This is a genomic window from Prevotella melaninogenica (assembly GCF_013267595.1).
In the GTDB taxonomy this organism is placed as follows: Bacteria; Bacteroidota; Bacteroidia; order Bacteroidales; family Bacteroidaceae; genus Prevotella; species Prevotella melaninogenica_D.
The window spans coordinates 33,908-53,366 of record NZ_CP054010.1 but is presented as its reverse complement, the minus strand read 5'-3'; the positions used below and the strand labels follow the sequence as shown (position 1 = coordinate 53,366).

Below are 19,459 nucleotides of genomic sequence, written 5' to 3'. Positions count from 1 at the left end.
CCCGCATCTCATTCATCTTACATAAGTAAGTGATGAATGTCATAGAGTACAACGGGCGATTAATAAATTACTTAAATTAGGAGCAAAATTTCACTGATAGATATTAGCGTTTCGGGTACTTTACTATCTGATTACTACGCACTCTTGGCTTCAACTCTCCACCAATCACGTACAAACCATGATCTGTCTGTGCCAAGGCTGCACCAGCACGTGCCGTTTCTGAACTCTTATAAAGTACCTTCCAGCCATCTTTATTATAGTATAAAGTGTATGGATTAAAGCGATACCACTCAACAGGATGACTCAAATAATCTGGTTGAGGATGATTAACAGCTGAGAGGAAAACGTCTTTATTAACGCCTCCCATCACCAAAAGCTGATCTTTGCATAGGTTGATAGCCGTACCACCACCTACAAACAGCGGTTCTCCCTTATCGTCCTTCGGACCTTCAAGCACCTGCCATTCATCAGTAGTCTCATCATAAACGCAACCATCCATCGCCAACTTTGCTTCCTCACCATTTGCTGCAGGAGCGAAACCACCGAAAAGACAGAAACGATTGTCACCCATACAACCTGCTACTGGCTGCACACGTACCATACCAGGGAAGGGTTTTATGTCCTTCCATCCTGCTGAGATATTATCTAAGTCAAGGTGCAAAACACGATTAGAAGCCTTACCATCCATTGCTCCTCCTGCTATATAGAGATGTTTACCGACCAAAGCACCAGCCATATTATCCACTGAGCAAGGCATAGAAGGGAGAGTCGAAACTTCAGCTTTACCATCAACAAGAGTTACACGATAAACTTTTCCATAGCTTCCGTCGTTATTCATTCCGCCTACCACAATCATACTGTTGTCGCAAGTCACAGTAACACCATAAGACAATGGTTCAGGCAAGTGACCAACCAACTTCCAATTCAGTTGATTTCCATCGTCAGTTTTGGTAGCATAAATCCCACTGTAATAAACCTTCTTACTATCAGGATCCAACGTATTTACTGGAAAGTTACAACCACCAGCCATAACAAGTTGGTCATCAATTCTACCTGCATAACAAGCAGAAACGCCATGTTCTATTCCTACTTCATCCGTAGGAAAACCACGCATCACCATTAAGCTATCGGCATCAGAGGCGTTTGCACCCAATCCCGTCAATAAAGTTATCGTTGTCATTATTAGGTTTTTAATTCTCATCGTTTTAGGTTAAAATATCGCTTGGGTTACCCCCCTTCTTACAATAATACAACTATACAACAGTATTTACGTACGTATAATGTAAAATTCCATGCCATAATCAATTTGCTTACTAACCACAAACAACCTACATTCTCCTGCTATTTAAGGAAAAAGAATGAGATGACTGAGGCTATATGACATCATCATTAACAATTTCTTTTCATGAAAGAAAAGAATTATTTTCATAAAAAGAAATATTTTTCTTCACGACAATAAATATTTTTTTTCATGAAAAGAATTCGCACTTACCTCAAAGTTGGTACAATAGCAAGGTAAACGACATCGTGGTCCGTACAGTTTTCAAACCAATGGAAGTGCCCTTCTGGACAATAATGTAACTGTCCTACCCTTGCAACTTCCGTTGTATCGTCATAATGAACAGTCAGTTCACCACTAATAACATACATAACCTCAAAAGAGCCAACATGCTGATGCTTTCCACTATTTGCACCAGGACGCAAGGTTGAGTACATGATACGTGTCTGATCATCTACAAAAGCACGCACATCCAATTTTCCTTCACCCCCTTTAAAGCCTTCAATATGCTCTTCGGTAATCTTGTCAAAATCAATAATCATAATGTATGGTTTTTAATTCTTATATGAAGATAGTGCAAATGGATGCTATGAACGATTACTCACAGATTACCGAATGCAGTCTATCAAGCACAAAGGTAACAAAAAAAGCAGAGACCCCAACAAGAGTCTCTGCTTTTTATATAGTTTTATCTTACATCTTAGAATGTGTAACGCAAGCCAATCTGACCACGCCAACGGCTGTAGTAGTCATTATAGTTACGTGTTGCATAACCACCAGTAAACTGGTAACGACCATTTCTCTGATAGTTAACTGGACTATAATAAACACCGAAACCATCACCATAGGTATGACCCCAGTTCTTATTCAGCATGTTACCAGCATTAATGATATCGAAGCTCAACTCAAGAGAATTAATCTGACCACCCACCTTGAAGCTATACTTCTGTGCGAAGTGAACATCGAAGTGATGTTCGAAAGCGAGGTTATCAGCATAACGCTTGTAGTATTCACCACGATGATTCTTCATATAAGAGTCATTGCCAATCCAATGCTTCATCATTGCACGCTGCATATCAGCAGTCAACTTAGGTGCAGTGAAGTTATCACCAAAGACTGCTTTCGTAAGTGCATTAGCAGAGAAGTTAGTCTCTTCAAACTGCATCTTATCAATCTGAGCATCTGTTGGGATAAAGAAGAGGTCGTTACCATTTGCGCCATCTTCGTTAACATCACCATAATAATAGATACTATATGGAGAGCCACTCTTAGCCTGATAGATAAGACCTACAGTAGTCTGCCACTGCTTCTGTGCACCATAGTTTATGTGATAGTAAGCAGAAGCCTGAATACGGTGAGGAATATTGTAAGCTGAATAGCCCAACTCTGGGTCGTTAGGGTTACGATAAGTATAATTATATCTCCAGTTACTCTCTGCAACAGATGAGCTACCATTATTGACACTCATAGACTTTGTCCAAGTATAACTTGCCATCAAGTCAAGTCCGAAGTCGAAATGCTTCTCAGCCTTCAAGCTCAAGTTCATTGTATAACCCTTTGAAGTATTGCTGAGTTTATAAACATTTGTATAAGGACTTCCTGCAGTTACCTTAGAGAAAAGTGGACGATTGTCTTCTACTGGAGCACCTGCACTACCATAGACTTCACCAAAGGTCTTACCAGTCTGCTCGTAAGCAAGATTCTCATAAAGGATATCATTCAATGTCTTTGAGTAGATAGCCTCAGCTGTCCAGTTGATACCTAACACGTTAAAGTCAAAACCAAGGTTGAAACGAAGGTTCTGTGCATACTTGAAGTTACGATCGTAAACATTGATAGTCTGACTTCCTAATGCCTTTAACTTATTAGCATTTGCCTCCTGTCCATTAGGGTCAAGCAACAAATTCAAGCCTGTTGGAGCGTTAACATTAAATGATGAAACCTGGATACCAGTATTAGAATAGTTGTTGCTAATCCAAACAAAAGGTATACGACCAGTAAACACACCAGCCCCACCACGAAGAATAAATCTGCGATCTTTCTTGATATCCCAACGGAAACCTACACGTGGGCTAAAAAGAGGACTACTTGCCAAACGCTGATTAGTCTTAACATTCCATCCCTTTGTCTCTGCATACTGAGCAAATGGCTCATTTGCAGTAGGGGTATCCATGATAATTGGAATATCCATACGCAAACCATAAGTCAACTGGAAGTTTGTGGTTGCATCCCACTTATCCTGTGCATAGAAACTCAACTGAGCCGCACCAAATGAAGATTCCCAACGTGGGTTACCTGTTACGTCAACATTTGCATGACCATAACGATACAAGTTAATATATGACTTCTTTGGATCTATAGTTCCATTAACATAATCATTGTAGTAGCTTACGAAAGAATCATAGTTCTTGAAGGTATAACTACCAAAGAGATCCTGAAGGAAGAGATTTGTAAACTTATACAATTCGTTGTGAGTACCGAATGTAAAGGTATGATTACCCTTATACCAAGTCAAGTTATCTTCCAATGTATAGATGTCCTGATCCAAGCGGTTAGCCATAGAAGAACGGTCAATACCTAAGTTTACTGCACCACCACCGACGTTATTGATAGTAACATTAGGATATTCACCAGAGATAGCACGATTGTCTCTTACACGTACATAGCTTGCACGAGCCTCATTAGCAACAGACGGAGAGATACGACTCTGCAACTCTGCAATGAATGAATTGGTAGTACTTTCAAATGGGAAAGCATAGCTACTACCATTAACAGCTGTTCGTGAACCAGCATTATTCAACTGAACTGCATCAACAAGACTCCAACGAAGAGAGGCTTTATTGGTCTCATTAATATTCCAGTCGAGCTTCAAACCTACCTTATTACTCTTTGTATAAATATCTTCAGAAGAAAGTACTGTTGGGAAGTTTACGCCCTGACGATTTGCTATATCAGCAATCTTAACCAAGATATCATTTGCCTTTGCTGCATCAACAGCTGATTGCTCAGAACCTAAAGTATAAAGGTTTGGATAGGTTTTGTTGGTCTTCTCATAGTTAGCAAAGAAGAACAACTTATCCTTAATAATAGGACCACCTAAGGTTACACCGATATTATACTCTTGCTGTTTGTTGAACTTTGGCGCATAACCACCATCTGCGAGAGGATATTTTGATCCAACCAAGTTCTGATTGTTACCAAAGCCATAAACACTACCGTGGAAATTATTGGTACCACTCTTTGTAATAGCATTGATAGCACCACCAGTAAAACCACCTTGACGAACGTCGAAAGGAGCAACGTTCACCTGAATCTGCTCAATAGTCTCCATTGATACTGGCTGTGCACCAGCTCTACCACCATTCGTACCATCACTTGAAAGACCGAACACGTCATTGTTGGCAGCACCGTCAATCATGAAAGAGTTGTAGCGGTTGCTTGTACCAGCAAAAGACATTGCACCACTATTCGTTGTTGTCAACTGTGGATTAAGTCGAGCTACATCAGCAATACCATGGGTAATGCTTGGCATATCAGCAATCTGCTTAGAGTTGATACTCTGTGCAGCACCCGTCTTGGTTGCATTGACACCCGCACTACCCTTTACAACAACTTCTTGAAGTTCCTTGGTGTCGTCTTGAAGAGAACAAGAGAGATCTTCCGTCTCACCCAGACGAAGTGTTACATTATCAAAAGTCTTTGTCTTTTGACCAATGTAAGCTATGGTCACCTTGTAAGGACCACCGACGCGCATACCTTGAATAGTGTAACGGCCATCGATGTTCGTCACAGCACGGTAAACAGTTCCTGAAGGTTGGTGGGTCGCTGTAATGGTAGCACCAATAACATCTTCACCCTGAGATACAACCTTACCGCTGATTCCAGAAGTTGTAACCTGTGCCATGACAGTAGTTGTCATTGCAAGCAACAACGTAATCAAGAAAAGTAATCTTTTCTGCATAGTTTAGCTAAAAAATTTAATATAAATAATAACGTTATTTAAATGTATGCTGCAAAATTAAGCATTTTTTTTGATATAAACACGGGAGAACAATGAAAAAAATAATTCTATTGCACTCGATAAACTTTTTATCATATAACTTGATTATTAGTGTTCTATTACCTATTATTTGTCTTGTTGCATTTCAACTAATGTCCATAAAGGACGATTCTATCCATTATTTGCTGTCGTATTGATGCTCCGCACATCATGTGCGGAGGCTTAGCACACATTGTGCGAAGGCTTAACACCATTGGTGCGGAATATGATAATTTCAATTACAGATATCTATTTTTAGAAGTCTTCACCATCTATTCAAACTTTATACACACAAAAACAGCTTACACTCTACGTGCAAGCTGCGACATCATAACGGCACTAAGTCCTGCGGTCTCTGTACGTAAACGGCTGTTACCCAATATAACACTCTCAAAACCATGCTCCAAAGCAAAACGTACTTCATCAATAGAGAAGTCGCCTTCCGGACCTACCAATACGGTAATATCCTCTGCAGAAGAAGGCTGTTCTTCCTGTGAAATAGCAGTAAAGAAGTCTGCGCGTGAAATCTCTGGATAACAATGACAGATAAACTTCCGCCCATTGTTGGAACAATTTTCTATGAAACGACGAAAAGGTGTCATAGGATTTACAACAGGTTTCCAACCCTTACGACTTTGCTTTACTGCAGAAATGACAATCTTCTCTATACGATCAGCACGCAATGTCTTACGTTCAGAGAACTTACAATCTAAGAAGCTGATTTCGTCAAAGCCTACTTCAGTAGCCTTTTCTGTCATCCATTCTATACGCCCCATGTCTTTTGTTGGAGCAATAGCAAGATGAATCTTTCCACGCCAAACAGGTTCTTGTTTCAGCGTTTCTTTAATAGTATAAAGGCACTTCTTCGATGATACCAGTGCTACTTCCGCTTTATAAAAGCAGCCTTCACCATCCATAAGGAACATTTCATCGCCTTCTTTCAACCGAAGTACACGTATTGCATGAACTGCTTCCTCAGCAGGCAACTCCGTTTCTACGGCTGCATTAGGGACATAAAAGTATCTTGCTTCTTTCATTCTTTGGTTTTATAACATCGTCTTCTTTAAAAAGGATGTTCTATATAGCAATTCGATATTCTTGATTAGCTTTCGTAATCAAGGTTCCTTTGCCCTATTCTTCATTTCATCTCTAAGCATAGAAGCAAGTTCATAATTCTCATCTTCTATGGCTTTCTCCAAGGCATGATGCAACATCTCAAAGCTTAAAGCATTTAAAGGTAATGCCATCTTGTTCTGACTTACACTGCTATCAACACTCTGACGCTTGAATAGATGCTCTTCCATAAAGATGTTCAACTTTGCCACATGTGCCAATAAGATTGCATCAGAAGCACGTATAGGGGTAAGCGTTAAGTCATCTTTATTCACCAAAAGAGCCTTATATTGTCCATCAACAATAGAATTAAAGAGTATCTCATAGTGCTCACTTGTCATCATTGGATTCACACTACAAAGCACTTCTGGCAACAATCTTTCTGTAACAGACTTCTCGCCTGTTCGCAAGCCAAGTTCATACTCCATATGTTTATCACACACAATGGCAATCTGCCTTGTGCGTGTAAGATCAGACAGAACGAGAAGTCCTAACTCTGGACCTCCTACTATCTCTGATACACCTTCATATATAAGTTGAACTTTACTCATTAATTCTATACGATTTATCAGTATGTAATTATGCTTTCTTTGGTCGGAAGATAATAGCAAACAAGACACCTACAACAAAGGCATAGCCTGCAAAGATGAACCAACAAGACTGCCAATCACCTACAGTCAGTGTATCTGAACCCACAGTCTGTGGATGTGTATAGGCATTTACAATAGCTTGAGCTGCCAATGTTCCTACTGTTGCACCAACACCATTGGTCATCAACATAAACAAACCTTGTGCTGAAGAACGAAGAGCTGGCTCCGTACTATTATCAACAAAGAGTGAACCTGAGATATTGAAGAAGTCGAAGGCTACTCCATAGACAATCATTGAAAGTACGAACATCAAGATACCTGGGAAGCCTGGATTACCAACTCCAAACAAGCCAAAGCGCAATACCCATGCAAACATAGCTATCAACATCACATTCTTAATACCATAATGACGCATAAAGAATGGAATCAGAAGGATACAACAAGTCTCGCTAACCTGTGAAAGACTAATCAAGATATTAGCATGCTGTACTCCGAAAGAGTTTACAAACTCTGGTTGAGCACCAAAACTAAAGAGGAAAGGATTGGCAAAGCTATTGGTAATCTGAAGACTTACACCCAATAACATTGAGAAGATAAAGAAGATTGCCATCTTCTTCTCCTTGAATAAAGCAAAAGCACGTAAGCCAAAGGCATCCACAAAGCTCTTCTGTTCAGTGCCTTTATTAACTGCACACTTAGGTAATGTAAAGGTATAAAGGAAGAGAAGGATACTTACCACACCAGAAGTAATAAACTGATTCTGATTGCTTTGGAAGCCTAAGATGTCTACCAACCACATGGTAAGAATAAAACCGATTGTACCGAACACACGGATAGGTGGGAAAGCTTTCACTGTATCCATACCTGCATCACTCAAAGCACTATAAGCAACAGAGTTTGAGAGAGCCAATGTTGGCATATAGAAGGCAACAGAAAGCGAATAAAGAGTGAAGATGGTAGAGAAGTCTGCATGGTCACCAACGCTCAAGCCATAGCCTGCTGTGGCAAACATAAACAAGCCTGCAAGCAGATGACAGAAGCCCAACAAACGCTGAGCAGGTACCCAACGGTCAGCAACAATACCCATCAAAGCAGGCATAAAGATAGACACCACACCTTGCATTGAGTAGAAATAGCCAATCTCAGGACCAATACCGATATTACCAAGATAGCGACCCATAGAGGTCAAATAAGCTCCCCACACTGCGAACTCCAAGAAGTTCATCAATGCTAAACGTACCTTCAAATTCATGCTATAAGCTATTATTTTATGAGCACAAAAGTACTGATTTTATCAGAAACTGCCAAATGTGCAATCGTTTTTTACTATCGAAAATCTTTTCCTGTCCAGTTAAGTACCTGCGACTTTAATAACTCTGTGACACGCTTGACATCCTTCTTAGAAAGCAATGGATAGTTCCAACTTACTGACAATGAGTTGTTATCTGCTGACAATCGATATTCTTTTAGACGAGGAGACATCAATGTCTTCAAATCAGAAAAGTCTTCATCACTCATCGAGTCGGGTTTTACAATATTCGCTTTATACGCTACAACTGCTTCTTTAGGTTGCCATTGTAGGTTGAAAAGATTCAACTTACTTTCTGCAGCAGGTGCCATCCATGTCTGAACTAAAGCCAACGTGTTATTATCCAACAGCTTGATTTCCAATCGTGTTGCCTCGTTTGCCTTCAATAAAAGATAGTTATTGGTCATGCGTTCAATCCGAACAGAATCACCGAAAGTACTCAAGACGGCTGGTTCTGCCTTCATTTCAACATAGTCAGCCAGCTCTGTACGCTGGCTCTTGCTCAAATAAGGCAGTATACTATCAGGCATTTCTATCCATACCTCACGCAGACTTTGGGCAGAAACACCCGACCAACAAGTAAGGAAACATATAATTATCAATATCTTTTTCATATCGAGAAACTCCTTCTTTTCTGTTTTTAAAATGATTATATCATCTCTTGAAAATCCCTGCAAAGATACAAAAAAGAAAGAAGAAACGAATAAAAAGGCAAATCGTTTTGTCATCTCTACCTTTTCTTTTACCTTTGCCGATAGAAATCAAAGCTAAAGAAAGAAATATGAAATGTCGTAATTGTAATAATGAGGTGAGTGAGAAGGATAAGAATTGTCCTTACTGCAATACTCCATTGAATAATAATGATACAGACAACGGACCAACCTTAGGACGCGGTATGGTTGCTTTTATTATTCTTGGAACAATTTTCCTTGTTGCCTTCGGATTCTATTATTACGGTCAACATAAGAACGATCCAGAGTATACACAGACTGCTATTGAACCAGATTCAAACTTAGCAGACAACAATAAGGCTAAGTTCGACACAATTGTTAAAGATACTACAGCCAACGATTCTACCCAGAAACAGGAAGAAGAACAGGCTGAGAAGGTGTTCAACAGTATTCGTAGAAGTCATCGTTCAAGTCGCAAGAGCAGTAGCAACGACGCTTCTTCAAGCAGTTCTGACAATCAGAACAGCACCTCCGAGCCTTCTTCTAATGAGCCACAACCTATTGCTCCATCGGTTTCCAAACCACGTGTTGAATCTATTGAGACTGATTAATGAAGATTATTCGGACGAAATATCTACCGCCCAAGAATTATGATGCTATCAACATTCTTGGGTTTCTTTTTGTTCATCCTGGCGTTAAACTAACGAAGGAGATAATCAATCATGAGCGTATTCATACACGACAAATGTTAGAAATGCTCATCCTTCCCTTTTATTTATGGTATGTCATTGAATGGCTCATACGCCTACCAATGGCAGGTCGTGCCTACATGAACCTATCCTTTGAACGGGAAGCTTATGAGAATATGAATAACCTTAATTATATATCACATCGACGTCCCTATGCTTGGATGCGGTATTTAAAGGGGAAATAACAGATTATTGAGATAATAACTTTATTGGGTTTATTAGCCTAATTGGGCTTATAAGGCTAATTGGCCCAATTGGGCTAATAAGCCAAATAGCGTCCTAATCAATCCCAACAACCTCTAACACATCCCCTTCAACCCTAAACTTCACATCCTTCCCAGCGAAAGGCATACCATAAACACGTGCTGCATCATGTTGATATTGTGGGCGTGGATCTTGCGAAAGAACCTCCTTTAGGGCATCCAGTTCCTCTGCATCAAACAACTTAGAATACTCCTCTGCAATAATAACAGACAATAGTTTCCACTCTTTCTTATCGGTAAAACCACCTCTTGCCTCTGGGTGACTATCGACGTAAGAGATATAAGGTTTTACATCATAAATAGGTGTACCGTCCATCAAATCAGCCCCAACAACTTCAATCACTCCGTCCACTATTCGTTTAATACGGACAGAAGACAGCCCAAGACCATTTGGACGAAAGGGCGAACGTGTGGCAAACACGCCTAATCGTTCATTCCCACCTAAGCGAGGAGGGCGAACAGTCAGTTTGCCCTCATCGGTAGTTTTATTTGCAGAAAAGCCCCAAATTAACCACAGATAATCAAAGTCTTCCAGTCCACGCAATGCCTCCTCACGTTGGTATTGAGACTCAAACACAATCTTACCCACCAGATTGTCAGCCAGTCCACTTTGCCGAGGAATACCGAACTTTGACGTCAAGGGAGAACGGAAAAAAGCAATAGGTCTAATCTCTTTCATACTGACAAAGATAATATTTTATGCTGAATTGGTACAAGATAAATGATTTTTATTTATCTTTGCAAGCAAATAATACTATTAAACAATGGAAAATAACCAGAATCAAAACATTGACCTTCCTGAGAATGCCTTTAGGGAGTTGAAAGATGGCGAAGAGTACAAGCCAGTCATGTCACCACAAGAGACGTATCGTGAAGTAAGCCCATGGTCTATCACTTGGGGTATTCTCATGGCAGTTCTCTTCTCTGCTGCCGCAGCTTATCTTGGTTTGAAAGTTGGACAAGTATTTGAGGCTGCTATCCCAATTGCCATTATTGCTATTGGAGTATCATCTGCCACAAAGCGTAAGAACGCATTAGGCGAGAATGTCATTATCCAAAGTATCGGAGCTTGTTCAGGTGCTGTTGTTGCGGGAGGTATCTTCGTTATGCCAGCTATCTATATGCTTGAGTTGGAAGCCGACTTCTTCAATATCTTCATTGCAGCTGCTTTAGGTGGTGTCTTGGGTATTCTCTTTTTGATTCCTTTCCGTAAATACTTCGTTAAGGATCAGCATGGTAAATATCCTTTCCCTGAAGCAACGGCTACCACACAGGTACTCGTGAGTGGCGAGAAAGGTGGAAGTCAGGCAAAACCTCTTCTCCTCGCTGGTCTTGTAGGTGGACTCTATGACTTCACAGTTGCCACTTTTGGATGGTGGAATGAGAATGTAACGAGTCGTATGATTGGCTTTGGTGAGACGATAGCAGACAAAGCTAAACTCGTCTTCAAGGTTAATACGGGCGCCGCCGTCCTCGGTCTTGGTTATATCATCGGCTTGAAATATGCCTTCATCATCTGTGTTGGTTCACTGACTGTATGGTGGCTTATCGTACCAGGTATGGCACTCATCTTCCCAGACACCGTACTGAACCAGTGGGACCCATCAATCACTACAGCCGTAGGACAGATGGCACCAGAAGTTATCTTTAAGTCATACGCTCGTTCAATCGGTATCGGTGGCATTGCTATGTCAGGTATCATTGGTATCATCAAGTCGTGGGGTATCATCAAGAGTGCGGTTGGTTTGGCTGCACGTGAGATGAAAGGTAAAGGCAGTGGACAGGAAGAAATCCTCCGCACACAGCGTGATATATCCTTTAAAATTATTGCTTTCGGAAGTATTGCCACCCTCATCATCACCTTCCTGTTCTTCTATTTTGGTGTGATGGACTTCAATCTGCTGCATGCAGTTGTGGGTATTCTTCTCGTAGCCATCATTGCCTTCCTCTTCACTACTGTTGCTGCTAATGCCATTGCAATTGTAGGAAGCAACCCTGTATCAGGTATGACATTGATGACCCTCATCCTTGCATCTGTCGTTATGGTAGCAGTTGGACTGAAGGGTAACGCTGGTATGTTGGCTGCTCTATTAATGGGTGGCGTTGTTTGTACAGCCCTTTCTATGGCAGGTTCATTCATCACCGACTTAAAGATTGGCTATTGGCTCGGCACAACTCCTAAGAAGCAGGAAACATGGAAGTTCCTCGGTACAATTATTTCTGCTGCTACTGTAGCGGGTGTGATGATTGTTTTGGATAAGACTTATGGCTTCAACTCTGGCAAGTTGGCTGCACCACAGGCAAACGCAATGGCAGCTGTTATCAAACCATTGATGAGTGGACAAGGTGCGCCTTGGGTTCTCTATGGCATTGGTGCAGTTATCGCACTCATTCTCGACCGTTGCAAGGTTCCTGCCTTAGCTTTCGCTTTGGGTATGTTCATACCTTTAGAGTTGAATATTCCTCTCTTGGTGGGTGGCGCCGTAAACTGGTATGTAACCACTCGCTCTAAAGATGAAGCAGTCAACAAGGCACGTGGCGACAAGGGAACACTCTTAGCATCAGGCTTCATTGCTGGTGGTGCGCTGATGGGTGTCGTTTCTGCCCTACTGAAGTTTGGTGGTATCGAGTTCGATTACTCATCTTGGTGGGAGAATCATCTCTCAGAACTTCTCTCACTTGTGGCTTACGCTGCTTTGATTCTCTACTTCATTCTTGCAACCAAGCTTAACAAAAAGGAGTTAGCAGACCAAAACTAAAATTGGTCCTTCATCCATAACACATACGAAAAGAGCCGTATCAATTCACGCTAACAGTGTTTGATATGGCTCTTTCTGTTGTCATCAACCTACGTTGTAAGGAGTCTACAACATTATAAGGTGGCTTCAAGAAAAACATCAATTCAAACCACATTGTAATAAAAAAGTCACTACTTAAAAATCAATAGATGCTTAATTGGGTTTGAAAAGACGCCCAATTGGCTTGCAAAAGGTGCCCTTTAGCAACGTTACTAACGCCCTTTTGAAGTCCATTTAAGCACCTCTTATTATTCAGTTTTATAACAACTTGATTTCAAGTTAGTTACAAACGCAACAAAAGAGGGTGCTTTTTAGGTAAAAATAGGGCAAATAGACAAGCATGAGTGTAAATATATTTCGCAACTCATGCGCGTAAATTTCTATCCTTTTAAATCAAGAAAAGGAGGGTAAAGATGATTAAGGTTTAACAAGATATACTTTAAATATAATATTCTGCAGCATCCACTAATCCCGAACGCATCGCATAACGGATAGCTTCATGAACATTATTCACACCCAACTTACGAAAGATGTTCTTTCTGTGTGTGTTGACCGTGTGGAAAGAAGAAAAACGTTTATCAGCAATCTCACGTGTCGTAGCACCTAATGCAATCTCCTTAAGAATCTCAGTCTCTGTCTTTGTCAATGCGACAATCTCCTTATCAACTAACGCTGTAGGGGCCAAAATCATGTTAGTAGCGTGCTGACAAAGGAAACGTTGACCCTGCAACACATAGTCAAGACATTGTTCTATTTCAGCCATCTTAGCATCCTTCATAAGCACACTAATCCGATTGCTTGCATTGACAAGACTGCGAATGAAGTCGACACTCAACTCCTCACTCCACAATATAAGATGTGCAAGCGGGAAACGTTGTCCGATATTCAGAAGATCAGACTCACTGGAAATATCAAACAAGGTATAATCTAATATCACAACCGCTTCGGGACAATCGCTTAAAAGGAGTATCAACTCAGACTTATTCCTTGCCACTTGGCAAGATATATTATCCCTTTTAGAAAGCACATAAGCCATTCCAGCCTGTGTGATATCTTGATTATCTGCGATGATAATATTCTTCATGTTTCTTGTTTGTATTTAATATCATTCCGACAAGTGCAAAAGTAGACAAAAAAGTCGAGAAATTAAAAAAAATATTGTAAGTTTGCAAGATAATTTAAACACATGACCTAAAATGAAAAAACTGCTTTTTCTTGTAGCTGGATTGCTGATTACAGCAGCAGCGAATGCGCAGATACAACGACCAAAGTTGGTGGTTGGTCTTGTTGTCGACCAAATGCGTTGGGATTATCTTTACTATTACAACAATGAATATGGTAATGATGGTTTGAAAAGATTGCTCAACCAAGGCTTCTCTTTTGAGAATACACATATCAACTATGCACCAACAGTGACTGCGATTGGACATAGTTCTGTTTATACTGGTTCTATTCCTGCCTTCACAGGTATTGCTGGTAACTCTTTCTATCAAGATGATAAGAGTGTTTATTGCTGCGAGGATAATACGGTAAAGAGTGTTGGCTCCGATAGTAAAGAAGGTCAGATGAGCCCTCGTCGTATGCTTACATCTACCATCGGTGACGAACTTCAAGTTGCAACAGACTTCCGTTCAAAGGTGATTGGTGTAGCATTGAAAGACCGTGCATCAATCCTTCCTGCTGGTCATGCAGCCGATGCCGCTTACTGGTGGGACACTTCGGCAGGTCGCTTTGTATCTTCTACCTTCTATATGGATAAGCTTCCACAATGGGTTGAGGACTTTAATGCAAAGAATCACACAGACCCTAACTTTGATATCAAGGGTTCTCCACAGGGTGTTACCATGACTTTCAAAATGGCTGAGGCGGCTTTGAAGAATGAGAAACTTGGTAAAGGAAAAGAAACTGACATGCTCACTGTGAGTATCTCATCAACAGATATCATCGGACATAGATTCTCTACACGTGGAAAAGAGAATCACGAGGTTTACATGCAGTTAGATAAAGACTTGGCTTGGTTCCTTAAGGTGCTTGACAAAGAGGTGGGCGAAGGCAACTATCTGCTCTTCCTTACAGCTGACCATGGTGCTGCTCACAACTACAACTACATGCGTGAGCACCGTATTCCAGCAGGTGGATGGGATTATAAACAGACAGTAAAAGACCTCAATACCTATCTACAAGGAAAGTTTGGTATCAGTCCTGTGATGGGTGAAGACAACTACCAGTTCTACCTCAACGACTCAACTATCGAAGCAGCTGGTAAGAAGAAGCAGGAGATTATAGACGAGTCTGTAGAGTGGTTGAAGAAAGATCCACAGTTCCTCTACGTCTTTGACGAGGAGAAGATAAGCGAGACAACGATGCCAAATTGGATAAAGGAGCGTATGCAGAATGGTTATTTCCGTGGCCGTTCTGGTGAGATTGGTGTTGTAACACGCCCACAGTTCTTTGGTGGTAAGGATAGACCAGACTTCCGTGGAACTCAGCATGGACAGCCATTCCCATACGACACGCATATTCCTTTCCTACTCTTTGGATGGAACGTGAAGCATGGTGCAAGCAATATCGAGACACATATCGTTGACATTGCACCAACCGTATGTGCCATGTTACATATCCAGATGCCAAATGGTTGTGTAGGTAAGGCAAGAAATCAATTCTAAATTTAAACGATATTCTCCACTGACATCTCTGGCATTGTCTATCATAGGAAACGCCAGAGATGTACACGTGGACATTATGTTATGCACATTGCAATTGCAGGAAATATAGGTAGCGGTAAGACAACACTCACAACAATGCTTGCCAAACGCTATGGTTGGAAGCCAAGATTTGAGTCTGTTGACTATAATCCCTACTTAGAAGATTATTATAAGGACATTAAGCGTTGGTCGTTCCCTATGGAAGTGTTCTTCCTAAAGGAGCGTTTTAAGGACTTGCTTGAGATAAGTCGGAGCGATGAGTCAGTAGTACAAGACCGCTCTATCTATGAAGGTGTCTACGTGTTTACGGAGAACAACTATGCCATGGGTAATCTTGATGATCGTGACTATGAGACTTATATGGAGCTATTTGAGGACATGACAGATGCTGTTCAGTTCCCTGACCTGATGATTTATCTTCGTGCTTCGGTCAGTCACCTTGTTTCTAACATTGAGAAACGTGGACGAGAGTATGAACAGAAGATGCCTTTGGACTATCTTGAGAACCTCAATAAACGCTATGAAGAGTTTATCAAAGAGAAGTATAAAGGGCGTGTTCTGACGATAGATGTCGACAACCTCGATTATCAACATCGTCCAAAAGACTTTGGGTTCATTACTGATAAGATAGACAGAGAACTCTTTGGCTTGTTCTAAATACAGATAATAGAATCCCTACCCTACTTAAAAAGCAGACTCTCAAAGTACAGAAAGGGAATTAACAAAGACAAAACAACAAGGAATTATAAGCTCACAACGCCAATATCAACCACTCCTACTTTAGGAGATAGCCGTAAGGTGGGCAATTAGATACACATATATTATGCATATAGCAATCGCAGGAAATATTGGAGCAGGTAAGACAACACTCACCAAAATGCTCGCGAAACGTTACGGATGGACAGCTCATTTCGAGCCAGTCGACAACAATCCGTACTTGGAAGACTATTATAATGACATGACTCGTTGGTCGTTCAATCTGCAGATTTACTTCCTCAACAAGCGTTTTCGTGATGTTGTAGAGATCTCACAATCAAAGGATACGATTATCCAAGACCGTACTATCTTCGAGGATGCACGTATCTTTGCACCGAATCTCTATGATATGGGATTGATGTCAGAGCGTGATTTCAACAACTACACCGACCTCTTCGACTTGATGCTCTCACTGGTTAAACTGCCAGACTTAATGATTTACATCCGTTGTTCTATCCCACGCCTTATCGATCACATCCAACAACGTGGTCGAGACTACGAACAAACAATGCGTATTGACTATCTCCGTGGTCTCAACGAGCGTTATGAGGAATGGATTAAGACTTACAAAGGACATCTGATGATTGTCGATGGTGACACAACAGACTTCCAAGACAACCCACAAGACTTCAAACGTGTCACAGATATGATTGATGACCGACTCTTTGGCTTATTCCCAATGGAATAATAACGAGCACGACTCTTTGGCACAATGTTTGTTCTGTAATTAGTACAAAAATATTAATCAAGCCCCGCTTAGAAGTAAAGTCTTATTTAAGGGGCAACATACAATATATTGATATGGAAAAAGTAAAGACGCTTATAATTGGTAGCGGCCCTGCAGGTTACACTGCAGCTATCTATGCTGGACGTGCTAATATCCAGCCAGTACTCTATTCTGGACTGCAACCAGGTGGTCAGTTGACAACCACAACCATAATAGAAAACTTCCCAGGTTTCCACGAAGGAATCGATGCTAACCAACTCATGTCAGAGATGCGTGAGCAGGCTAAGTTCTATGGTGCTGACCTTCGCGATGGTTCTATCGTAAAGGCAGACCTCAGCAGTCGCCCATTCCACCTCGAAGATGAGCGTGGCAATCAGATTGAAGCTGAGACAGTAATCATCGCAACAGGTGCAAGTGCAAAGTACTTGGGCTTACCTGATGAGGAGAAATACCGTGGTCAGGGTGTGAGTGCATGTGCTACTTGCGACGGTTTCTTCTATCGTAAACGCACCGTAGCCGTTGTTGGTGGTGGTGACACTGCTTGCGAAGAGGCTATGTATCTCTCTGGTTTGGCAAAGAAGGTCTATATGATTGTGCGCAAACCGCAGTTGCGTGCAGCAGAGATTATGCGTAAGCGTGTGACAGAGAAGGAGAATATTGAGATTCTTTACAATACCAATACACTCGGTCTCTTTGGTGAAGACGGTGTAGAGGGTGCACATTTGGTACGCTTTAAGGGTGAGGAGAACGAGGAGAAATTCGATATCAACATCGATGGTTTCTTCTTGGCTATTGGTCACACTCCTAACACCGACCTCTTCAAAGGTCAGTTAGAGATGGACGATCACGGCTTTATCATCACCAAGCCAAAGTCTACAGCAACCAATATCGAGGGTGTTTTTGCTGCGGGTGACGTGGCAGACCCAACCTATCGTCAGGGTGTCGTAGCAGCTGGTACAGGTGCAATGGCAGCTATTGAGGTTGACCGTTTCTTGCAGAAGCAGTAAACAAAACAAATATAAAGAAGGGTGTTTCAGAATCCAGCAAATTGGATTTTGACGCACTCTTTATTATCTCTTGCCTTTTTATTAATCACATTTATAAACACAACAAACTATGCGTAACATTTTATCCATATTGTGCACACTGATTCTTCCGACCATTGTTGAAGCTGCCTCTTGTGGCTTACTGATGGCAGGAACAGCATCTTGCACAAACAAGACAAAGACAGCTATGACACAAACAGATTCTATCATCGCTCCTAAGACGAAATTCACACGTCCTAACGATGCCACCTTACGAAAGATACTTACTCCCGAACAGTATGCTGTAACACAGCAAGCTGCCACCGAACGACCTTTCACCAACGAGTATGATCATGAGTTCAGAGAGGGTATCTATGTAGACATCACAACTGGCGAACCACTGTTCTCTTCTACTGATAAGTTCGATTCTGGCTGCGGTTGGCCAGCTTTTTCAAAGCCAATCGACAAGAAGGTCATTACAAATCATACTGACACATCACATGGCATGGTGCGTACGGAAGTGAGAAGTAAAACTGGTAAGGCGCACCTTGGGCACGTCTTTGATGACGGACCAGCAGCAACTGGGGGCAAAAGATATTGTATCAACAGTGCTTCGTTACGTTTCATCCCACTCGAAGAGATGAAAGCAAAAGGCTACGGAGCCTATATAAAATTAGTTAGACCAATGAAAGAAATATACGTAGCAGGTGGTTGTTTCTGGGGAACAGAGCATTACCTTAAACAGATAGAAGGCGTTACGGCTACCGAAGTGGGCTATGCCAACGGTATTATCAAGAACCCAACATATGAAGAGGTTTGCACTGATAAGACGCAGTTTGCCGAGGCTGTGCACATCACCTACGACCCTAAGATTATCAGTTTGGACTTCTTATTGGGCTTATACTTTAAGTCAATCGACCCAACAAGCATAAACAAGCAGGGAAATGACCGTGGTAGTCAGTATCGTACAGGCGTTTATTACACCGACCCAGCCGACCTCCCGACGATCAAAAAGGTGTTTGAGGAGGAACAAAAGCAGATTCACGGAAAGATTGCCGTTGAGGTGAAACCGCTCAAGAACTTCTACACAGCAGAAGAATATCATCAAGATTATCTTGACAAACATCCAACAGGCTATTGTCATCTGCCTGCAGCGCTCTTTGAGTATGCCCGCAAGGCTAAGATGAAAAAGTAAGAAAATGCTCTGGCAGGACTATTAAGTTCTCTGCCAGAGCATTTTTATTTATAGCTGTCCGATAAACTTAAAAGGACGATTCTACCATGCACTATCTGTCGTCCAACAACAAGTTGGCTATCTCTTAACGACATCTTGCAATGGTGTTAAGCCTCCTCACCACTCGTGCTAAGCCTCCGCACCATCCGTGCGGGACGTCTACACGAGTATAAAAGGGACCAAAACAAACGCCTTACCACC

General features: G+C 41.4%; 17 protein-coding genes. 8 read left to right on the top strand and 9 right to left on the bottom strand.

The genetic code is table 11. The features are described 5' to 3' along the window. Positions 1–103: 103 nt before the first annotated feature. The 7 genes from FIU21_RS00195 to FIU21_RS00165 all read right to left on the bottom strand — a co-directional run bounded on the left by FIU21_RS00195 (position 104) and on the right by FIU21_RS00165 (position 8,944). Positions 104–1,180, bottom strand: a complete 1,077-nt coding sequence (locus FIU21_RS00195) for a cyclically-permuted mutarotase family protein (RefSeq protein ID WP_004359964.1) — start codon at positions 1,178–1,180, stop codon at positions 104–106. Between the two features lie 308 nt (positions 1,181–1,488). Beyond that, positions 1,489–1,821 (bottom strand): cupin domain-containing protein, encoded by a 333-nt coding sequence (locus tag FIU21_RS00190; protein WP_004359966.1) that lies wholly within the window; start codon positions 1,819–1,821, stop codon positions 1,489–1,491. 158 nt (positions 1,822–1,979) lie between these two features. After that, a complete protein-coding gene (locus tag FIU21_RS00185; protein ID WP_036886115.1) occupies positions 1,980–5,240 on the bottom strand; it encodes a TonB-dependent receptor in 3,261 nt (1,086 codons plus the stop codon). A gap of 380 nt (positions 5,241–5,620) precedes the next feature. Beyond that, complete coding sequence (locus tag FIU21_RS00180) at positions 5,621–6,355, bottom strand: RsmE family RNA methyltransferase (RefSeq protein ID WP_004359971.1); 735 nt, start codon at positions 6,353–6,355, stop codon at positions 5,621–5,623. Between the two features lie 78 nt (positions 6,356–6,433). Beyond that, a complete protein-coding gene (locus FIU21_RS00175) occupies positions 6,434–6,982 on the bottom strand; it encodes a bifunctional nuclease domain-containing protein (protein WP_004359972.1) in 549 nt (182 codons plus the stop codon). A 28-nt stretch (positions 6,983–7,010) separates the two neighbouring features. Then, positions 7,011–8,273, bottom strand: coding sequence for an MFS transporter (locus FIU21_RS00170; protein ID WP_004359973.1), 1,263 nt, complete (start codon positions 8,271–8,273; stop codon positions 7,011–7,013). A 74-nt stretch (positions 8,274–8,347) separates the two neighbouring features. Beyond that, positions 8,348–8,944: a DUF3256 family protein gene (locus tag FIU21_RS00165; RefSeq protein WP_036886146.1), complete on the bottom strand. Its 597-nt coding sequence runs from the start codon at positions 8,942–8,944 to the stop codon at positions 8,348–8,350. 167 nt (positions 8,945–9,111) lie between these two features. Between FIU21_RS00165 and FIU21_RS00160 the strand changes: the two genes are divergently transcribed. Together FIU21_RS00160 and FIU21_RS00155 are read left to right on the top strand one after the other, a co-directional pair. After that, positions 9,112–9,612, top strand: a complete 501-nt coding sequence (locus FIU21_RS00160; protein WP_004359975.1) for a zinc ribbon domain-containing protein — start codon at positions 9,112–9,114, stop codon at positions 9,610–9,612. Beyond that, entirely contained in the window at positions 9,612–9,935 is a 324-nt protein-coding gene (locus FIU21_RS00155; RefSeq protein WP_004359976.1) for a hypothetical protein, read from the top strand. The genes FIU21_RS00160 and FIU21_RS00155 overlap by 1 nt, the downstream gene beginning before the upstream one ends. Before the next feature lie 94 nt (positions 9,936–10,029). Here the strand turns inward: FIU21_RS00155 and tsaA are convergent, their stop codons facing one another. Then, on the bottom strand, positions 10,030–10,692 hold the full coding sequence (gene tsaA, locus FIU21_RS00150) for a tRNA (N6-threonylcarbamoyladenosine(37)-N6)-methyltransferase TrmO (protein WP_004359977.1): 663 nt from the start codon (positions 10,690–10,692) through the stop codon (positions 10,030–10,032). An 85-nt stretch (positions 10,693–10,777) separates the two neighbouring features. On the opposite strand from tsaA, the gene FIU21_RS00145 reads away from it, so the two are divergent. Beyond that, complete coding sequence (locus FIU21_RS00145; protein ID WP_004359978.1) at positions 10,778–12,772, top strand: OPT family oligopeptide transporter; 1,995 nt, start codon at positions 10,778–10,780, stop codon at positions 12,770–12,772. 478 nt (positions 12,773–13,250) lie between these two features. On the opposite strand, the gene FIU21_RS00140 is transcribed toward FIU21_RS00145, so the two are convergent. Beyond that, positions 13,251–13,895 (bottom strand): helix-turn-helix transcriptional regulator, encoded by a 645-nt coding sequence (locus tag FIU21_RS00140; protein WP_004359979.1) that lies wholly within the window; start codon positions 13,893–13,895, stop codon positions 13,251–13,253. 112 nt (positions 13,896–14,007) lie between these two features. Between FIU21_RS00140 and FIU21_RS00135 the strand changes: the two genes are divergently transcribed. From FIU21_RS00135 to FIU21_RS00115, 5 genes are all read left to right on the top strand, one after another. Continuing rightward, positions 14,008–15,477, top strand: a complete 1,470-nt coding sequence (locus tag FIU21_RS00135; RefSeq protein WP_004359981.1) for an alkaline phosphatase family protein — start codon at positions 14,008–14,010, stop codon at positions 15,475–15,477. Between the two features lie 81 nt (positions 15,478–15,558). Beyond that, the gene (locus tag FIU21_RS00130; protein ID WP_004359982.1) at positions 15,559–16,173 is read left to right on the top strand and encodes a deoxynucleoside kinase; all 615 of its coding nucleotides are present in this window, start codon (positions 15,559–15,561) and stop codon (positions 16,171–16,173) included. A 166-nt stretch (positions 16,174–16,339) separates the two neighbouring features. Next, positions 16,340–16,960 carry a deoxynucleoside kinase gene (locus tag FIU21_RS00125; protein ID WP_004359983.1) on the top strand — a complete coding sequence of 207 codons (621 nt, stop codon included), beginning with the start codon at positions 16,340–16,342 and terminating at the stop codon, positions 16,958–16,960. Between the two features lie 113 nt (positions 16,961–17,073). Beyond that, entirely contained in the window at positions 17,074–18,006 is a 933-nt protein-coding gene (trxB, locus tag FIU21_RS00120) for a thioredoxin-disulfide reductase (protein WP_004359984.1), read from the top strand. A 109-nt stretch (positions 18,007–18,115) separates the two neighbouring features. Further along, positions 18,116–19,219 (top strand): bifunctional methionine sulfoxide reductase B/A protein, encoded by a 1,104-nt coding sequence (locus FIU21_RS00115; RefSeq protein WP_036886119.1) that lies wholly within the window; start codon positions 18,116–18,118, stop codon positions 19,217–19,219. The last annotated feature ends 240 nt before the right edge of the window (positions 19,220–19,459 follow it).

Excerpts from the sequence above, each read along its gene's own strand:
- FIU21_RS00195 (WP_004359964.1), bottom strand. The coding sequence starts at position 1,180 with ATGACAACGATAACTTTATTGACGGGATTGGGTGCAAACGCCTCTGAT.
- FIU21_RS00190 (WP_004359966.1), bottom strand. The coding sequence starts at position 1,821 with ATGATTATTGATTTTGACAAGATTACCGAAGAGCATATTGAAGGCTTT.
- FIU21_RS00185 (WP_036886115.1), bottom strand. The coding sequence starts at position 5,240 with ATGCAGAAAAGATTACTTTTCTTGATTACGTTGTTGCTTGCAATGACA.
- FIU21_RS00180 (WP_004359971.1), bottom strand. The coding sequence starts at position 6,355 with ATGAAAGAAGCAAGATACTTTTATGTCCCTAATGCAGCCGTAGAAACG.
- FIU21_RS00175 (WP_004359972.1), bottom strand. The coding sequence starts at position 6,982 with ATGAGTAAAGTTCAACTTATATATGAAGGTGTATCAGAGATAGTAGGA.
- FIU21_RS00170 (WP_004359973.1), bottom strand. The coding sequence starts at position 8,273 with ATGAATTTGAAGGTACGTTTAGCATTGATGAACTTCTTGGAGTTCGCA.
- FIU21_RS00165 (WP_036886146.1), bottom strand. The coding sequence starts at position 8,944 with ATGAAAAAGATATTGATAATTATATGTTTCCTTACTTGTTGGTCGGGT.
- FIU21_RS00160 (WP_004359975.1), top strand. The coding sequence starts at position 9,112 with ATGAAATGTCGTAATTGTAATAATGAGGTGAGTGAGAAGGATAAGAAT.
- FIU21_RS00155 (WP_004359976.1), top strand. The coding sequence starts at position 9,612 with ATGAAGATTATTCGGACGAAATATCTACCGCCCAAGAATTATGATGCT.
- tsaA (WP_004359977.1), bottom strand. The coding sequence starts at position 10,692 with ATGAAAGAGATTAGACCTATTGCTTTTTTCCGTTCTCCCTTGACGTCA.
- FIU21_RS00145 (WP_004359978.1), top strand. The coding sequence starts at position 10,778 with ATGGAAAATAACCAGAATCAAAACATTGACCTTCCTGAGAATGCCTTT.
- FIU21_RS00140 (WP_004359979.1), bottom strand. The coding sequence starts at position 13,895 with ATGAAGAATATTATCATCGCAGATAATCAAGATATCACACAGGCTGGA.
- FIU21_RS00135 (WP_004359981.1), top strand. The coding sequence starts at position 14,008 with ATGAAAAAACTGCTTTTTCTTGTAGCTGGATTGCTGATTACAGCAGCA.
- FIU21_RS00130 (WP_004359982.1), top strand. The coding sequence starts at position 15,559 with ATGCACATTGCAATTGCAGGAAATATAGGTAGCGGTAAGACAACACTC.
- FIU21_RS00125 (WP_004359983.1), top strand. The coding sequence starts at position 16,340 with ATGCATATAGCAATCGCAGGAAATATTGGAGCAGGTAAGACAACACTC.
- trxB (WP_004359984.1), top strand. The coding sequence starts at position 17,074 with ATGGAAAAAGTAAAGACGCTTATAATTGGTAGCGGCCCTGCAGGTTAC.
- FIU21_RS00115 (WP_036886119.1), top strand. The coding sequence starts at position 18,116 with ATGCGTAACATTTTATCCATATTGTGCACACTGATTCTTCCGACCATT.